The organism is Oribacterium sinus (assembly GCF_963537195.1).
GTDB classification, from domain to species: Bacteria; Bacillota; Clostridia; order Lachnospirales; family Lachnospiraceae; genus Oribacterium; species Oribacterium sinus_A.
Map to the genome: position 1 here is coordinate 43,039 of NZ_CAUTEG010000001.1, position 17,332 is coordinate 60,370.

Here is a 17,332-nt window from a genome sequence, read left to right on the forward strand (position 1 = left end):
ATAAGCATGGAGTGGCTTAGTGCAGGCTTTGGACTCTTGTTTCAATGGCAAAATTTACTCATTATCCCTTTGGGGCTTATTTTAGGCATTGTAGTAGGAGCGATTCCGGGGCTTACTTCGGACTTGGGAATCATTCTTTGTATCCCTCTAACGTATGGGATGGATCCTACAACCGCCATTTTAATGCTGCTGGCAATTTATTGCGGAGGAACCTATGGTGGTTCTATTACAGCGATTCTGATTAATACCCCGGGAACCTCTGCCAACGCCGCAACACTTTTTGATGGCTATCCTATGACAGAAAGAGGGCATGCGTTTAAGGCACTGAAAATGGCACTTTATGCTTCTACAATCGGAGGCCTGATTAGTGCCTTTGTGTTACTGATTGCTGCTCCTCAGATTGCCAAGATTACATTGCTTTTCGGACCGGCGGAGTATTTTGCATTGGCAATATTCGGTCTTTCGGTTATAGCCGGAGTATCCAATAAGAATATTTTAAAGGGCTTGATTGGGGCTTGTATCGGAATCTTTGTTTCCACCATTGGCATGGATAAAATCAGTGGAACCACAAGATTTACCTTTGGCAATGTAAAATTGACTGCCGGTATTGATTTGATTATTGTTTTAATCGGTCTTTTTGCGATTTCGGAAATTATGATGAAATCACAGTACGATCCGGAAACAGATCAAAGAATAGCGGAAAAATTTGATAAGGATGTTATCACAAAGGAAGAATACAAAAGATGTAGAAAGCCTATTGGAATTGGATCTTTAGTGGGATGTATCATCGGAGCCACCCCGGGAACCGGCGGCGGTTTGGCAGCCTTTATTGCCTATAATCAGGTAAAACAAATGTCTAAGCACCCGGAAACCTTTGGAAAAGGAGAAATTGAGGGTGTGGCAGCATCCGAATCAGCCAATAACGGTGCCTGTGGTGCAACCATGATTCCGATGCTGACCTTGGGCGTGCCGGGAGACGGAGCTACAGCCATTTTGATGGGAGCTTTTATGATTCATGGCATGGTGCCGGGACCAACACTTTTTAAAGAAAGCGGCAGTATCCTTTATGCTATTATGTTCGGTCTCATTGTAGTCAATATTTTTATGTATATCATTGGTACAGCCTTGATTCCTTTCTATGCCAATATCACAAAGTTACCCTATGAGCTTTTATCCTGTATTGTCCTGAGTATGTGTATGGCAGGAGCATTTTCCACAAATAACCGCTCCTATGATGTAATGGTGATTATTGTCTTCGGAATTTTAGCCTACTTCTTAAGGAAAATGGATTTTCAACTGGTTCCGATTTTACTGGGGGTAGTTTTAGGGCCTCTGGCAGAGGTAAATTTCAGAAGAGCCCTAGTGCTTTCTGATGGAACCATGAAGATTTTTGTACAAAGACCGATTTCTCTGGCATTTCTGGTGATTGCAGTTCTTTCTGTCAGCATTTTCATGTTTCGGGAATTTCGAGCAGGAAGGAAAGAGGAGAAAAATAATTATGAAAAAGAATAACTTACTGATTGTATTTTCTTGCTTTTTATTATGGATGTTTGTAGGGCAACTAGCTTCTTTTGCCTCAGATAAAGATAGAGATTTAGATGGATTAGATGATCAACTAGAGGAAGATTTGGCTGTAAAATTTGCACCGAGCTATTATTTTCATCCGGAAGAAAAATATTTTTCTGATTCTGTTGATAAATATTTGCAGAATACACAACTTAGGTTTCACTATCGAGGACTACCAGACGATCAAATTTATGACCAAGGTACGATTATCCAGAAACATCTGGTAAATATTGAACATTACAATAAAGATTGGTTAGGGAACTATACTGATGAAGTTATTTCTTCGTCTCAAGCTAGAGATGTATATAATGCTGGTGGCTATTTTTTGGAAGTCCCTGATGATTATTTTGATAAAGAGCAAGTTTATGAAGGTAATAGTGCAGGAGATAGTAGCAAGATTTATGCACATGTGTATTTAGATAGCGAAGCTCATATTCGAATTCAATATTGGGTATTTTTCCCTTATAATGAGGCTCCATCGGTTGGTGGAGTAAAATTGAATCATGAGGGTGACTGGGAACATATTACAATTCAGTTGGACGAAGATAATCATATTAGTAATGTTTATTTTGCTTCACATAACAATGAGGGAAAAGCTTATGTAAAAGAAGATCTATTTTTTTCCAATGGAGAAACTATGGAAAAATCCAGTTATAGCGAAAATAATGATATGACGCATGTGATTGTATATTTGGCTCGAGGAACTCATGCTAGTTTCCCTACATCCGGAACACAGTACAGAGCTTGGTATTTGCCCAATGATTATACGGGAGAGGGACAAGTTCTATACGGAAAAGATAAGGTGCTAAATGTTGGAGAAGTTGAAGCTCCGTTAAACGAACAATATTTCGTTCAATATGCAGGTTTATGGGGAGAAATAGGGAATACAAGAATTTCAACCGGTCCTAAATCACCCTCTTTTCAAGATAGTTGGATGACGCAGTAATCGTTTAGTAAGTATTGATTTTTTGGGAAGTGTTAAACCGGGGTTACTTTGTCAATGTTTAGCACTTCCCTTTCTAATATTTAATTTTTACGATATTATAGTACTTATTTTCCAGGAAGGAGGACAATCCCATGGAAGGACAATCCATTATGCAAATATTTCAGGGGGGCTCCTCTGTGTCCGGGGTGATTATCCCCATAGCTTTAATGCTATTTTCCGGCTTTGCCTTAACAAGAGTCACCAAGCGCCTGAAGCTTCCCAATGTAACCGCCTACATTTTGGCGGGAATCCTGATTGGACCCTATTGCTTGAATCTGGTGAATCCGGACATTATTGAAGGCACAAGCTTTATTGCGGATATTGCTCTAGCCTTTATTGCCTTTGGTACCGGAGAATTTTTTACCTTTTCTACGCTAAAGCAGAATGGGATTAAGGTTTGTATTATTACGCTTTTTGAAGCGACTCTGGCTTCTTTCTTCGTTTTTGTGCTTTGCCTTTTTATTTTAAAATTGAATTTAAGCCTGTCCTTGGTTTTGGGAGCCTTGGCGGCAACCACAGCCTCCGCTTCCACGATTATGACCATAAGGCAGTTTAATGCCAAGGGGGACTTTGTGAACACCCTTTTGCAGGTGGTGGCATTGGACAATGTCTTTGGTCTTGTGTCCTACAGCATGGCGATTTCCGTGGCGGTGGCTTTGCAATCCGGCTCCTTTAAGCTGAGCAGTATTCTTATGCCCATTGCTTTAAATCTGGCGGTACTTCTTCTGGGAGGACTTTTTGGGCTTTTTCTAAAGCTTTTGATGCCGAAGCAGCGTTCTACGGACAATCGTTTGATTATTACCATTGCGGTGCTTTTCAGCTTTTGCGGTATCTGTGCTCTTTTGGATGTCTCCCCTCTTCTGGGTTGTATGTCCATGGGTATGATTTACATCAATATCACGGAAGACGACAAGATTTTCAAGCAATTAAATTACTTTAATCCTCCTATTTTACTTCTGTTTTTTGTGCGTTCCGGTATGAACTTTAAGCTGGATGTGCTCTTACATTCGGAGGGAATAGGGGAAAATGTTCCTCTTCTTTTGGTGGGAATCAGCTATTTTTTGGTACGTATTTTGGGAAAATATCTAGGGGCTATTTTGGGGCCAACTTTGGTGGGAGAAAAGAAGGAAGTTCGGAAATATTTAGGATTGGCATTGGTGCCTCAGGCAGGAGTAGCCATCGGTCTTTCCGCCTTGGGGGCAAGAATCCTGGGAGGAGAGTTGGGAAGAGCCTTGGAAACGGTAATTCTTGCCTCCAGCATTCTCTACGAACTTATAGGACCGGGGTGTGCTAAACTGGGACTCTATCTTTCCCATTCCTATGCGGTAAGTCTGGAGGATTTAACGGAATCCGTCACCATAGAACCGGAAAAGAAGAAAAATGAAGTGGAGCTTTTGATTGAGCGAATCCAGGCCATTCAGAAGGAACTTCCTTCTCATGCTAAGAGACTGGCGGAAGAGGAAGAAGCCTTTACCGAGGCGGCGGAGGAGCAGTACTAGCTTGAAGCGTCTACTTAAGGGTTTATATAAGATAAAAAATAGATAGTTCATTTACGTAGGAGGAAACATGGCGAAAGACTTAACTACTTGCCAAGTGGATAGACAGAATATATTGAATAATGAATTGGCTATTACGGAGTTACAAAAACAAACCGGAATACAAGGAGTTGTTTTTGAAGAACGTCTTAGGTTTACTAAGGCCATGGTAGCTACATATTTTGATGTTGATGAAAGAACAATAGAAAGGTATGTAAGTGACAATATTGATGAAATTTCCTCGAACGGATATGAGATTGTCAAAGGAGCCAGGCTGAAAGCATTTATAAAATGTATAGCTGAACAGGATGTTCCCGACATTAATGTCGGGAACATCAGTAGTCGAACTTCCCAGATTGCTTTATTTGATTTTAGAGCATTTTTAAATGTGGCAATGCTACTAGTTGAAAGTAAAAATGCAAAAGTACTTAGACAAATTATACTTGATATTGTTATAGATCTTGTCAATCAGAGGACAGGTGGCTCAACTAAGTATATTAACAAAAGAGATCAAGATTTTATCACAGCATTTTTGCAAGAAGAGAATTACAGACGAGAGTTTACAGATGCCTTGAAAGACTACGTTGACATGGGGAATAGCAAATACGCTATATATACCGATAAAATATATCAAAGTATTTTTAAAGAAAAGGCACAAGAATATAAACGGATTCTGAATTTATCCAGGAAAGATAGTGTACGTGAGACAATGTATTCAGAAGTACTGGATTTAATTGCTTCGTATGAGTGTGGATTAGCGGCAATGATAAAGAGCCAATCAGAACAACTTGGACATAAATTGAATAATTGGGAGATGGCAGACTTATTTAGTTCCTTTGAAAATTTGCCGTTATGGAAGCCGTTAATCATTAGGGCAAGAACAAAAATGGCAAGTAGGGACATGGCTCTTAGAGATGCATTTCATTACCAACTGGAAGAATACATTAAGCCGTTGGATGCAGAGGAATATGAAAAGTTTTTAGGTTCATCCGGAGATGAATTAGAAAAGTTGATGAAGGAAAATCAAGACGTTCTAATAAGATTAAAGGAGCGTAGCTGATGGATAACATTAACTATATTTCAATAGAAGAAGCCAAATCTATCCATCGGGCGACAATAGAAAATAGTGGGGGCGGAGATTATGGAGAGCTGGATATAGGAACATTAGAGAGCGTTCTTGTCCACATTCAGAATGACGACTATTACCCAACCTTTCTTGACAAATTGGAACATCTATTTTTTTGTGCGTGTAAGTTTCATTGTTTTACGGATGGCAATAAACGTATAGCAATTACACTTACTGCGATGTTTTTGCTGAAAAATGGATATATGGCAGTATCGAATGTGTACTTTAGAGAAATGGAAAATATCAGCTATCATGTAGCAGCGGGACATATTGATGAAGCTCTTCTTAGAAGAATCTTGGAAGCCATATTATTGGGAAGATATGATACTGATGAAGAGCTAAAACTTGATATTTTCAATGCAATTTCGATTGTAGATGAGTTTTATTAGCATTGATTACAGAAGAACAGGAGGAAAAAGCCATGTCAGAATGGATTATACAAGAAGTATTTCAGACATTGACAATAGAAAATAACATAAGCCTTTCTTCCGCCTTGCTTAGAATCTTACTTGCGGTTCTTCTGGCTTCCATCATTGGCTGTGAGCGAGCCAACAAAAGGCATTCCGCAGGTCTTCGTACCTTTATTTTGGCCTCTTTATCCAGCTGTTTGGCCATGATTTTGGATCTGCTGTTTATGAACGAGGGAAATCTTCGTTTTCCTATGCTCTCCGCCTTTGCCATGATTAGTATTTCCATCATCAGCTGTAAGGCGATTCTCTTTAGCTCCAGAAATCAGATTAAGGGTTTAACCACTGCCATTGCTCTGTGGTCCTGCGTTTTGATCGGGCTCAGTGCGGGAGCGGGACTTTATTTTGTCAGCGTGGTGGCTTGTTTTGTGCTGTACTGGATTCTGTCTTACCTGCCGGGCTTGGAAATGTATTTGAAAAACCGCTCCAACCACTTTGAAATTCATTTGGAGTTAAAGAGCAGACAGTATTTGCAGGACTTTGTTACCACTATCCGGAGGCTGGGACTTCGGATTGATGACATTGAGTTAAATACCGCCTACCACGGCTCCGGCCTTAGCGTGTATTCCGTAACTTTTACCATAGACAGCAAGGAACTGAAGAAGTTCAAAACCCATAAGGAGATTATCGAAGCCCTGTCCACCATTGACTACATTTATCATATTGAGGAAATGCGGTAGTTTAATTCCTGCCTTTACATCTTAGAACAGATATGATAATTTTTATTCGGAAGTAACCGAATCGGAGGTAACCGAATAAAATGAAATTTATTGGAAGAGAGAAAGAAGTACAGAAAATCAAAGGCTTGTATCAGTCATATGGCATGGAAGTTCTTCTGTTATACGGACGAAGACGAATCGGAAAGAGCGAGTTGATGAAACATTCCATGCAGTTCTTTGAGGGGAAGAGGGTTTATTACGAGTGTAAACAGACTTCTGAAATGAACAATGTAGAAAGCTTGGCGACTTTACTTTCGGAAGAGTTTGGCTATCCGAAGATTTCCTTTTCGGGCCTCGAGGAAGTGCTGGATTTTCTTTTTAAAAAGGCAACGGAGGAGAATATTCTTTTGATTTTGGATGAATATTCTTATCTTAGTGATGTGCTGAAGGGCATGGACAGTGTTTTGCAGGCACTGATTGATAAATATCGAAACCGGAGTAAATTGAAATTGGCCTTGTGCGGTTCCTTTGTGGATACCATGCAGAAACTGATAGAAAAAGAGAATCCCTTATTTGGCCGTTTTGATTTGGTTTTAAAGCTGAAGCCCATGGATTACTATGATTCGGCACAGTTTTATTCCCATTTTTCCGACGAGGATAAGGTGAGGCTTTATAGTGTTTTTGGCGGAATTCCCTATTATAATCGTTTGATTCGGGAAGACAGGTCCGTAACGGAGAATATTATAGAGTTGATTGCTTCTCCCGGTGCAAGACTGGAAAATGAGGTACTCATGTACCTTAAGTCGGAAATTGCGAAAATTGTGAATGCCAATGAAGTCTTTGAGGCTATGGCAAAGGGATTTTCCCGCTTTAACGATATCCTGTCTCAGTCCCATGTTTCCAGTGGCCCCAGCTTAGTGGATGTGTTGGACAAGCTGATTCGTATGGAGCTGGTGGAGAAGGCAGCGCCCATTAATGATGAAAATAACCGAAAGAAGTCCGGATATTATATCAGTGACCCCATGTCCTTGTTTTATTATCGATATATTTTCCGATACAGCTCCCAGCTAAACGTGATGAATTCGGATATTTTTTATCAGCGATATATTCAGGAGGACTTTGAAAATGCCTATGTGCCGAAGCGTTTTGAGACAATAGGAAAACAATATTTGATTAGGCAGAATCGGGCAGGACTTATGGAGGAGCCCTTTGAGAAAATAGGCAGGTACTACTACGATATTCCGAAAGAACGACGCAACGGGGAGTTCGACATTGTCACCTACGATCCCAAGGGCTATATTTTTTATGAAGTAAAGTTTCAAGATAAGCCTCTTAGCAAGGCGGAAATAGAAAAGGAGATAGCGCAGGTAAAGGAATGCGGCCTGCAATGCTATCGTTACGGTTTCCTTTCCAAAAGCGGATTTGAAGCAATTTCTCGGGATGATTTGCTTTTGATTTCCTTAGAAAGTCTGTATGTATAGTTTTCTATGGCAAGTTTTAAGATAAAAATATTTTCTTCTCATCAGAGAAAATCACTTCGGAGGCTTTTTTAGCCTCCTTTTTTACGCTATACTAGGACAGTTCAAAGAAATGAAGGGAGAACTATGGAAAAAAGTCTGAAAGACCAAGTATATGAATCTATTCTGGAGGATATCTTCCAGGGCAATGTTTCTCCGGGAGATATTTTGAATGAGAAGACACTACTGGAAAAATATCACTGTAGCAAGTCTCCGGTTCGAGAGGCGCTGATGGCACTTTGTGCGGACGGCATTTTAAAAAATATCCCCCGCTACGGCTATGAGGTGGTGCGCCTCAGTAAGGAAGATATCTACGATATGCTGGCTTTCCGCTTTGTCTTGGAGCGGGGAGTGCTTTTGGAGTGCGGAGCGGAGCTTAGGGAGGAAGATTTTCGGGACTTGGAGCAGATCAACAGTCAGTGCAGTGAAAATAATACGGACGCCATGACTCACTGGAAGCATAACATGGAATTTCACCTTCGTTTGATTGCCTGTGCCCACAATGACTATATTACGGAGCAGCTGGAAAAATGCATGACCAGACTGAAGCGAGCCTACTCCCAGTACTATTGGAAGAAGGACAAGGAAATTCTTTTTTCCATGGATACGGAGCACCATGTGGACATTGTGTCGGCGCTACGAAATAAGGATGTGGAGAAGGCCATTCGCTATTTGGAGGAGGATATTCAGGACTTCGGAGAGTACTCCGCCTATCGATTAAAGCTTCATTTTTCTTAAATCGATATCGGAAAGAAATTTGCGCTTTCTTTAACGAAAAGGAGATATATTGTAAAAATATTCATTTAAAGCATTTACTAAGCAAATTTTAGAAAGGAACTTATGGAAAAAAAAGAGGGCATGTGGAAACAGGTTTTTGGGACTTTGACATTTTGCAATCGCCATAAGTTCCTCTTTTTGTCTACCGCCATTTTTTTGCAGATTGCGACCTTTGTAGGGAAGGAGCTTTTGCAAATGCTTTTCCGTCTGGCTTTGGTGCTGGTGGACTTGCCCAATGTGGATCAGTACAATATTCGCTATTTCTTTACCAGCCCCAGAAGCCTCTTCATGGTTTTGCTTTTTGCTTTTCTTCTGGCCTTCTTTTTTTATGTGGAGGTCTTCACCCTGGTACAGGTGATTTTGGCGGCCAAGGAAGGGGTTCGGATTTCTTATCGAAAAATTCTTCGCACCTCTCTAATCCGACTGCGGGATTTCAGCTATGGCAATGTGCTGTTATTTCTTCTCTATATTCTCTGCACCGTACCGGTGGCGAGCTTTATTTTAAGCTCTTCCTTAACAGATTCCTTCCATATCCCGGATTTTATAACGGAAGAGATGGGAAAGACTGTGGGAGGGCATATTGCTCTTTTTCTACTGTTCCTCTTTTTCATGTACTTAAATATGCGTCTGGTTTATACTGTGCCTTTAATGGGCTTAAAGGCGCAGAAGTTTAACAAATCGGTACGGGAAAGCTTTGCCTATACGAAAAAAGGTGGAATCAAATTGTTTCTGACCCTATTTTTGTATGAGTTTTTGCTGAGTTTGTTGGCCGCTCTTTTACTCTATCTGGCGGCTTTTCTCTTTACTCGCCTGGATCCAAAGGGAGAACTGGGAATCTTTCATTTTCTTTTCTTCCTGCTCTTTCGTTTTACCCGCTTTTTCTTTGGAATTTTGTCAAAAATCGGCTTTCTTTCCCTCTTGGTAAATACCCTTCCGGTGGAAGGCTCAGAGGGGGAAAATGCTTTTCTTGCCGAGGAACAAAAGTATAGCAAAACCACCGTTTTCCTCCTACTGGCTTTATTTGTTTTTCACAGCACCATAGCGCTTATGGATTATATGGGACGGGAGGTTAATACGGATGCGAAAATCATTGCCCATAGAGGGCTGGTTTCTACCGGAGTAGAAAATACCATAGAGTCTTTAGAGGGGGCAAAGGCAGCAGGGGCGGATATGGTGGAGCTGGATATTCAGCTGACCAAGGATCGGGAATTTGTGGTAATGCATGATGTGGATCTTTCCCGACTTACCGGAATAGAAAAAAAGGTCTACGACTGTACCCTTTCGGAGCTCACCGCTATGACGGTGCATCAGGGGGAGTTTAGCGGAAAAATTCCAAGCCTTCGGGAATTTGTACAGCGGGCAAAGGCGCTGAATATGCCCCTTCTGATAGAGATTAAGCCTCATGGGAAGGAACCGGAGAATTTTTCGGAAATTCTTCTGGAGAAGCTGGAAGAATACGGGGTGGAGAAGACGAATCCCCTGATGTCTTTAGACATTTCCCTGATGGAGGGGATAGAAGAGACTGCTCCGGAATGGAAGACCGGGGTGGTGATTCCGGTGCAATTCGGAGATTTTGCCACGGAAAATGTGGACTTTTATGCGATTGAAGATTCCTCCTATAACGGCTACCTGATGGGAGAGGTGCAGGATATGGGGAAGGAAATTTATGTTTGGACCATCAATGAAGAAGACAAAATCATCAAATACCTGCAAAGTCCGGTGGACGGCATGATTACGGACGATCCTGAGGATGTGTTTAAGCTTCGAAAGGATATGCTGGAGGATAGAAGCTATTACGGTATGTATGAACGCATGGCGGGGTAGGGGGCGCTGATGCAGTATAGGCATGAAAACGAGCACGCTTCCGCTATGCTTGCCCTGCAGCGGTACTAAGCGAAAAACTACAGTACCTTAGTTTTTCGCAAGTACCGGCGGGCTCAGATTGCTCTCTTTCATGCCTATACTGCATCATTCGCTTCGGTTATTAGATTTCTACAGTTCTTCACTTTGCAGGGGCTCTGTAGATACCGGCGGGCTCAGATTGCTCTCTTTCATGCCTATACTGCATCATTCGCTTCAGCTATTTGATTTCTATAGCCCTTCGCTTCGCAGGGGCTCTGTAGGTACTGACGGGCTCAGATTGCCCCCTATTACAGACCTATACTTCATCATTCGCTTTGGTTATTAGATTTCTACAGTCCTTCGCTTCGCAGGGGCTCCATAGGTTCCGGCGGGCTTAGATTGCTCTCTTTCATGCCTATACTGCATCATTCGCTTCAGCTATTTGATTTCTATAGTTCTTCGCTTCGCCGGAGCTCTGTGAGTACCGGCGGGCTTAGATTGCCCCCTATTACAGGCCTATGTTGCATCAGAGCGGCTTTCTCATATTGAATATGGTTCTCACTGGTGATGTTTGTGAGGGCGTACTTCTATGCACTTATATATTGCATAAAAATCTTGTAATATTTATAGAATCACTATACAAATCATATAAAAATTATGTTAAAAAATCGTCAAAATCCGCCTAGTGCTTTTTAATCGCATTACTGATATGATTAGGGTAAATCTAAATAAGAATTGGAAGATTTCGGGGTTTTACTTTGAAAGACTATCTTCACGCTTACTATGGGAGGGGATGTTTAGTTAAAAAGTCCTGTCAGACATATTTTAGGAGGTGCTATTGGTGGAAGAGAGCTTGATGAACAATTATACGGAGATTTTACAGAATGAGCTGGTGCCGGCCATGGGCTGTACGGAACCTATTGCCATTGCCTATGCCGCAGCGGCAGCAAGGAAGCTTCTGGGAGAAGAGGTTAAGGAGATAAAGCTTTGCTGCTCCGGGAACATTATTAAGAATGTAAAGGCGGTTACCGTCCCCAATTCCGGCGGCCAGAAGGGTATGCAGGTAGCGGCCATCTTAGGCGTACTTGGCGGTGACTCCGATTTAAAGCTGGAGGTTCTGTCTACCGTTACGGATGAGGATCGGGAACAGTGCAGAAAGCTGGTGGATACCGGTTTTTGCAAGGTCAGCTTTCAGGAGGAAGGCCCTAAGCTTTATATTGCGGTGGAACTTCAGTCCGAGCATCACAAGGTAAAGCTGGAGATTGCCAACCAGCACAGTAACATCATTTACATGGAAAAGGACGGAGAAGTTCTCTACAAAGAAGGAGAAGAGGATAAGCAGGATGTGATTTCCACAGGAGGAGACCGGAGTCTGATGTCTCTTCAGGGTATTTTGGACTATGCCAATGCAGTGGATTTATCCTTGGTAAGACCGTCTTTACAGAGACAGGTGGAGATGAACCTGGCGATTTCCCAAGAGGGCTTGGACAATCCCTGGGGGGCCAGTGTGGGAAAGACGATTTTGGAGACCTGGGGCTCCGATGTACGGGCTTGTGCATGCGCCAGAGCGGCAGCAGGATCTGATGCCAGAATGAGCGGCTGTCCCCTTCCGGTGGTGATTAACTCCGGCTCCGGCAATCAGGGTATTACCGTAAGTATGCCGGTTGTGGAATATGCGAAAGCCCTTTCCATTTCCGAAGAGAAGATGTACAGAGCCTTGATTGTCAGCAATCTGGTGTCCGTTTACATTAAGCACTATATCGGTGCTCTCTCCGCCTTCTGCGGAGCGGTTAGTGCCTCCTGCGGTGCAGGTGCCGGTATTACCTACCTTTGCGGAGGAAATTATCAGAAGATCGGCCGTACCATCAGCAATACCTTAGGCAATGTGGGGGGCATTGTCTGTGACGGTGCCAAGCCCAGCTGTGCGGCGAAGATTGCTTCCTCCGTCCATGCCGCTATTTTGGCTCACCACATGAGTATGAAGGATCAGGGCTTCCATGGGGGAGAAGGCATTGTGGAAGAGGATGTGGAGAAGACCATCAGAAATATGGGCTATATCGGAAAAGTAGGTATGCAATCCACCGACAGAGAGATTTTGAAGGTAATGACCGCTCAGGTAGATGTGAATTCCTGTGTGTAGGAATTATTGGCGTCCTGACCAAGGGGACGGAACTGCGTAAACCGGCAAAGCTTAAGAAATAGACCGAAATATGTCTCGAGACATGGCTTAAGAAATAGACCGAAATATGCTCGAGGCATGGCTTAAGAAATAGCCGAAGAAAAAGACTGAGAAATGTCTTGAGATTGGGCTTGAAAATTTACAACAAAATAAGAAGGAGAAAAAGTATGGAAAAACAAGGATTTATTCATAGTCTGCCCTTTAAGCTTTTGGTGGCATTGGCTGTGGGCATTTGCTTAGGACTGGCTTTAAGCGGAATGGATAATGGTGTATCCCATGCCATTTTGAACATTGTGGTAACTGTAAAGTATATCGCGGCACAGTTTATCAGCTTCTGTGTACCGCTGATTATCATCGGATTTATTGCTCCCTCCATCACAAGACTGGGAAACAATGCTTCTCGTATGCTGATAGTCGCTTTATTCATTGCCTATGTATCCTCTATCGGAGCGGCATTTTTTGCCACATTTTCCGGATACACCATCTTACCCCACTTAAACATCAACCCGGATGTGGATGGTTTAAAGGAGCTTCCTGAGGTAGTCTTCCAGCTGTCCATTCCTCAGATTATGCCGGTAATGTCTGCTCTTTTCTTCTCCGTATTGGTGGGACTTGCGGCAGCTTGGAACAATTCCAAGATTATTACCCAGGCATTGGAAGAGTTCCAGAACATCGTTTTATCCATCGTAACCAAGTTCGTTATTCCGGTACTGCCTCTTTTAATCGGTACCACCTTCTGCACCTTGGCTTACGAAGGAACCATTACCAAGCAGTTACCCATCTTCTTAATCATTATCATTATCGTAATGATCGGACATTACATTTGGCTGACTCTTCTTTACTCTCTTGCAGGAGCTTATGCGAAGAAGAACCCGATGAATGTTTTAAAGCATTATGGTCCTGCATATATGACAGCAGTAGGAACCATGTCCTCCGCAGCAACCCTTTCCGTAGCTTTGGAGTGTGCAAAAAAGTCCGAGCCTACTATCCGGGAAGATATGGTGGACTTCGGAATCCCTCTTTTTGCCAACATTCACCTTTGCGGTTCCGTTATGACCGAGACCTTCTTCGTTATGGCGGTATCCAAGATGCTTTACAATGAGTTCCCTTCCGTAGAGAAAATGATTCTCTTCTGCCTCTTACTGGGCGTATTCGCAATCGGCGCTCCCGGTGTTCCCGGTGGAACCGTTATGGCCTCCTTGGGACTGATCACCGGTGTCCTTGGCTTTGATGAGACAGGAACTGCTTTGATGCTGACCATCTTCGCATTACAGGATTCCTTCGGAACCGCTTGTAACGTAACCGGAGACGGTGCATTGGCATTGATTCTTACCGGATATGCGGAGAAGCACGGGATTCACCCACAGAAGTTAGAGTCTGTACTGTAATGGCTTGTACTTTGGATGTATGTTTAGGCGAGAAAAAGTATCTAAAGAATCCTATAAACCATGATAGAAGATAAAAAATCTATCTATGGATAAGTGGAAAATGCTGGAACCTATCATTAATAGCGAAAGCTAAGTGTATGGAAAAGAGACAGTTTAGGCTGTCTCTTTTTGCTATACAGAGATAAACTTTTATAAATAATATAGTTTTTTAGTATAGAGAAGTAAAAAATATATAATATATGGAAGTTTTTCTGTATGCTTGTGATATAATACGAAATGATAGAACAAAGTAAAATGATAGAACAATCCAAGTTGAGAGAATAGCATAGAGATAGTTTAGAAAAAGTATGGGTAAATAAAGCAAACAAAGGAGTTAAGGATAGTATGGAAAAACAAAATAGAATTGAGCGTCCTCAATATTTACAGGAGCTGGGCAAATATCGAGATACTCCTTTGGTAAAGATTTTGGTAGGAATTCGGCGATGCGGAAAAACCACCATTTTGGAAATGTTAAAGGAAGAGCTGATTCGGAGCGGAATTTCGGAGGATCATATCATTAGCCTGCGTTATACCTCGGAAGAGTTGGAAGAGGGAATGAACAGTAAGGAAATGTATCAGGGGATAAAGCGGAAAATGCAGGACCAAGACCGCTATTATCTTCTGCTGGATGAGGTGCAGGAAGTGACAGGCTGGGAAAAGGCGATAAACAGTCTTTTAGAGGACGCAAACACCGACATTTATGTGACGGGCTCCAATTCCAAGCTGATGTCCGGAGAGATTTCCGACTATTTAACGGGGCGATATATTTCCATTCCGGTTTACACCCTGTCCTTTTCCGAGTATTTACGTTTTAAGGAAGGAGATTCCCGCTCTAAAAAGGAGCTCTTGCAGGACTATATTCGTATGGGGGGCTTTCCCATCGTGGCCCGCAGCAATTTTGAGGAACGCTCCGCCTATCAGATTGTGGAAGGAATCTATAATTCCGTCATTAACAGTGACATTACCAGGCGGTACAAGATTGTAAACCTGGATTTGTTTCAGCGTGTGGTTAAATTTGTGGTGGAAAATGTAGGAAAAACCTTTTCCGCCAATGCCATCGCCAAGTTTCTGAAAAGTGAGGGGCGTTCCCTTTCCATTGAATCCATATACAACTACTTAAGCTATCTGGAAAAAGCCTTCGTGATTTATCGTTGCCCCCGATATGATTTACAGGGGAAGTCTGTCCTGAAAACACAGGAGAAATTCTATCTGGCAGACTCTTCCTTAAAGTATTGCATGATGGGCTTTAATCCCAAGTCCGTTGCTCCCATGCTGGAAAACCTTGTGTACTTTGAGTTGAAAAGAAGAGGCTATGAGGTTTATATCGGGAAAAATGAGACGAAGGAGATTGATTTTGTGGCGGTTCGACGGGATGAGCGAATCTATGTACAGGTCTGCCGGAATCTTCCGGAGGAATCGGATCGGGAGCTGGCTAATCTTTTGGAAATCAAGGACCATTACCCGAAGTACGTGGTGACACTGGATGACTTGGCAGGGGGAAATGTGAATGGGGTAAAGCTTGTGCACATGGTGGATTTTCTCTTGAGTCAGGAGTACTAATTTTCTGCTCAGACAGGAATATTAAGAATATTGTTTTTCAAAATTGCCTATGCTATAGTACTGAAAAATATTTTTCTGTGGATTCATTTGGCTAAAGAAAAGAGGCGAAATATGGCAAAAATCATTGGAGAAGGCATTACATTTGATGATGTACTTCTGGTTCCACATTATTCAGACCTTGTGCCGAATGAGGTGGATTTAAGCACGTATTTAACGAAGACGATTCGTTTGAACATTCCTTTTATTTCTGCGGGAATGGATACCGTTACAGAGCATCAGATGGCCATCGGCATGGCAAGATGCGGAGGAATCGGCATTATCCATAAGAATATGTCGATTTCTGCCCAGGCGGAAGAGGTAGACATGGTGAAGCGTTCGGAAAATGGTGTCATCACCGATCCCTTTTCTCTTACCAAGGATCATAGCCTGAAGGATGCCAATGATTTGATGGCGAAGTTTAAGATTTCCGGTGTGCCGATTACGGAAGGAAAGAAGCTTATCGGCATTATTACCAACCGTGATCTTGTTTTTGAAGAGGACTTTGATCGTCCAATTTCCGCCTGCATGACCTCTGAGAATCTGGTTACCGCAAAGGAAGGGACAACTTTGGAGGAGGCCAAGTCTATTTTGGCTCGGGCAAAGGTGGAAAAGCTCCCCATTGTGGATGATGAGGGGAATTTAAAGGGCTTAATTACCATCAAAGACATTGAGAAACAAATCAAATATCCCAATGCGGCAAAGGATAAGCAGGGCAGACTGCTTTGCGGTGCGGCTCTGGGCATTACCACGGATGTATTGGATCGGGCGGCAGAACTTTTAAAGGCTCATGTTGACGTGGTTGTTCTGGATTCCGCCCATGGACATTCTCAAAATGTTATTTCCTGTATTCGTTTGCTGAAGGACAAGTATCCCGACCTTCCCCTTATCGCCGGAAATGTTGCCACCAAAGAGGCTACGAAAGCGCTGATTGAGGCGGGAGCGGACTGTGTTAAGATTGGAATCGGGCCCGGCTCCATCTGTACCACAAGAGTGGTTGCCGGAATCGGTGTACCGCAGATTTCCGCTATTATGGATGCTTATTCCGTAGCCAGGGAATACGGCATTCCTATTATTGCAGACGGTGGAATCCAGTATTCCGGAGATGTGACGAAGGCATTGGCTGCCGGCGGATCCACTGTAATGATGGGCTCCGTATTTGCAGGCTGTGATGAAGCTCCCGGTGAGTTTGAGCTTTATCAGGGAAGAAAATATAAGGTGTATCGCGGCATGGGCTCTATTGGTGCCATGAAGGAGAAGAACGGCTCTTCCGATCGTTATTTCCAGGCAGGAGCCAAGAAGCTGGTGCCGGAGGGAGTGGAAGGAAGAGTGGCTTACAAGGGAAAGGTGGAAGATACCATCTTCCAGTTTATCGGCGGCCTTCGTGCCGGCATGGGCTACTGCGGAGCAAAGGACATTCCCACCTTGCAGGAAACTTCCGAGTTTGTGAAGATTTCTCCTGCATCCTTAAAGGAATCTCATCCCCATGACATTCATATCACAAAAGAAGCACCGAACTACTCTTCGGATTCTATATAGGTGAAATTTTTTGAAAAAGACTTCTGTATAAAGTGAGATTCTTTGGAAAGTGAACTCGATTTCAGCCGAATTCATTTGAGCCGAATTCTATTGGAGAGAGCTTTTCTTTAAGAGAGT

At 42.7% G+C, this 17,332-nt stretch carries 13 protein-coding genes; all 13 read left to right on the plus strand.

Annotated elements, in window-relative coordinates; genetic code table 11:
• Positions 1-6 precede the first annotated feature (6 nt).
• The 13 genes from RYL27_RS00195 to guaB all read left to right on the plus strand — a co-directional run bounded on the left by RYL27_RS00195 (position 7) and on the right by guaB (position 17,215).
• Positions 7-1,512 (plus strand): tripartite tricarboxylate transporter permease, encoded by a 1,506-nt coding sequence (locus RYL27_RS00195; protein ID WP_314964249.1) that lies wholly within the window; start codon positions 7-9, stop codon positions 1,510-1,512.
• The gene (locus RYL27_RS00200) at positions 1,499-2,512 is read left to right on the plus strand and encodes a Vps62-related protein (RefSeq protein WP_314964252.1); all 1,014 of its coding nucleotides are present in this window, start codon (positions 1,499-1,501) and stop codon (positions 2,510-2,512) included. Before RYL27_RS00195 ends, RYL27_RS00200 begins: the two co-directional genes overlap by 14 nt.
• A gap of 131 nt (positions 2,513-2,643) precedes the next feature.
• Positions 2,644-4,050, plus strand: a complete 1,407-nt coding sequence (locus RYL27_RS00205; protein WP_314964255.1) for a cation:proton antiporter — start codon at positions 2,644-2,646, stop codon at positions 4,048-4,050.
• Between the two features lie 67 nt (positions 4,051-4,117).
• The gene (locus RYL27_RS00210; protein ID WP_304070830.1) at positions 4,118-5,146 is read left to right on the plus strand and encodes a DNA-binding protein; all 1,029 of its coding nucleotides are present in this window, start codon (positions 4,118-4,120) and stop codon (positions 5,144-5,146) included.
• Positions 5,146-5,601, plus strand: coding sequence for a type II toxin-antitoxin system death-on-curing family toxin (locus RYL27_RS00215; protein ID WP_304070829.1), 456 nt, complete (start codon positions 5,146-5,148; stop codon positions 5,599-5,601). Before RYL27_RS00210 ends, RYL27_RS00215 begins: the two co-directional genes overlap by 1 nt.
• A 32-nt stretch (positions 5,602-5,633) precedes the next feature.
• Complete coding sequence (locus RYL27_RS00220) at positions 5,634-6,359, plus strand: MgtC/SapB family protein (RefSeq protein WP_314964259.1); 726 nt, start codon at positions 5,634-5,636, stop codon at positions 6,357-6,359.
• Between the two features lie 80 nt (positions 6,360-6,439).
• On the plus strand, positions 6,440-7,819 hold the full coding sequence (locus RYL27_RS00225) for an ATP-binding protein (RefSeq protein ID WP_314964262.1): 1,380 nt from the start codon (positions 6,440-6,442) through the stop codon (positions 7,817-7,819).
• Positions 7,820-7,942: 123 nt separating this feature from the next.
• On the plus strand, positions 7,943-8,593 hold the full coding sequence (locus tag RYL27_RS00230; protein ID WP_314964264.1) for a GntR family transcriptional regulator: 651 nt from the start codon (positions 7,943-7,945) through the stop codon (positions 8,591-8,593).
• A gap of 102 nt (positions 8,594-8,695) precedes the next feature.
• Entirely contained in the window at positions 8,696-10,456 is a 1,761-nt protein-coding gene (locus tag RYL27_RS00235; protein ID WP_314964266.1) for a glycerophosphodiester phosphodiesterase, read from the plus strand.
• 859 nt (positions 10,457-11,315) lie between these two features.
• Positions 11,316-12,614 (plus strand): L-cysteine desulfidase family protein, encoded by a 1,299-nt coding sequence (locus RYL27_RS00240; RefSeq protein ID WP_314964411.1) that lies wholly within the window; start codon positions 11,316-11,318, stop codon positions 12,612-12,614.
• Positions 12,615-12,820: 206 nt separating this feature from the next.
• Positions 12,821-14,041, plus strand: a complete 1,221-nt coding sequence (locus RYL27_RS00245; protein ID WP_314964268.1) for a dicarboxylate/amino acid:cation symporter — start codon at positions 12,821-12,823, stop codon at positions 14,039-14,041.
• Positions 14,042-14,425: 384 nt separating this feature from the next.
• The gene (locus RYL27_RS00250; RefSeq protein ID WP_314964270.1) at positions 14,426-15,640 is read left to right on the plus strand and encodes an ATP-binding protein; all 1,215 of its coding nucleotides are present in this window, start codon (positions 14,426-14,428) and stop codon (positions 15,638-15,640) included.
• Between the two features lie 111 nt (positions 15,641-15,751).
• Positions 15,752-17,215, plus strand: a complete 1,464-nt coding sequence (gene guaB / locus RYL27_RS00255) for an IMP dehydrogenase (RefSeq protein ID WP_314964273.1) — start codon at positions 15,752-15,754, stop codon at positions 17,213-17,215.
• The last annotated feature ends 117 nt before the right edge of the window (positions 17,216-17,332 follow it).

What these genes read in the sequence shown, in the direction of transcription:
- RYL27_RS00195 (WP_314964249.1), top strand. Translation starts at nt 7, where the DNA reads ATGGAGTGGCTTAGTGCAGGCTTTGGACTCTTGTTTCAATGGCAAAAT.
- RYL27_RS00200 (WP_314964252.1), top strand. Translation starts at nt 1,499, where the DNA reads ATGAAAAAGAATAACTTACTGATTGTATTTTCTTGCTTTTTATTATGG.
- RYL27_RS00205 (WP_314964255.1), top strand. Translation starts at nt 2,644, where the DNA reads ATGGAAGGACAATCCATTATGCAAATATTTCAGGGGGGCTCCTCTGTG.
- RYL27_RS00210 (WP_304070830.1), top strand. Translation starts at nt 4,118, where the DNA reads ATGGCGAAAGACTTAACTACTTGCCAAGTGGATAGACAGAATATATTG.
- RYL27_RS00215 (WP_304070829.1), top strand. Translation starts at nt 5,146, where the DNA reads ATGGATAACATTAACTATATTTCAATAGAAGAAGCCAAATCTATCCAT.
- RYL27_RS00220 (WP_314964259.1), top strand. Translation starts at nt 5,634, where the DNA reads ATGTCAGAATGGATTATACAAGAAGTATTTCAGACATTGACAATAGAA.
- RYL27_RS00225 (WP_314964262.1), top strand. Translation starts at nt 6,440, where the DNA reads ATGAAATTTATTGGAAGAGAGAAAGAAGTACAGAAAATCAAAGGCTTG.
- RYL27_RS00230 (WP_314964264.1), top strand. Translation starts at nt 7,943, where the DNA reads ATGGAAAAAAGTCTGAAAGACCAAGTATATGAATCTATTCTGGAGGAT.
- RYL27_RS00235 (WP_314964266.1), top strand. Translation starts at nt 8,696, where the DNA reads ATGGAAAAAAAAGAGGGCATGTGGAAACAGGTTTTTGGGACTTTGACA.
- RYL27_RS00245 (WP_314964268.1), top strand. Translation starts at nt 12,821, where the DNA reads ATGGAAAAACAAGGATTTATTCATAGTCTGCCCTTTAAGCTTTTGGTG.
- RYL27_RS00250 (WP_314964270.1), top strand. Translation starts at nt 14,426, where the DNA reads ATGGAAAAACAAAATAGAATTGAGCGTCCTCAATATTTACAGGAGCTG.
- guaB (WP_314964273.1), top strand. Translation starts at nt 15,752, where the DNA reads ATGGCAAAAATCATTGGAGAAGGCATTACATTTGATGATGTACTTCTG.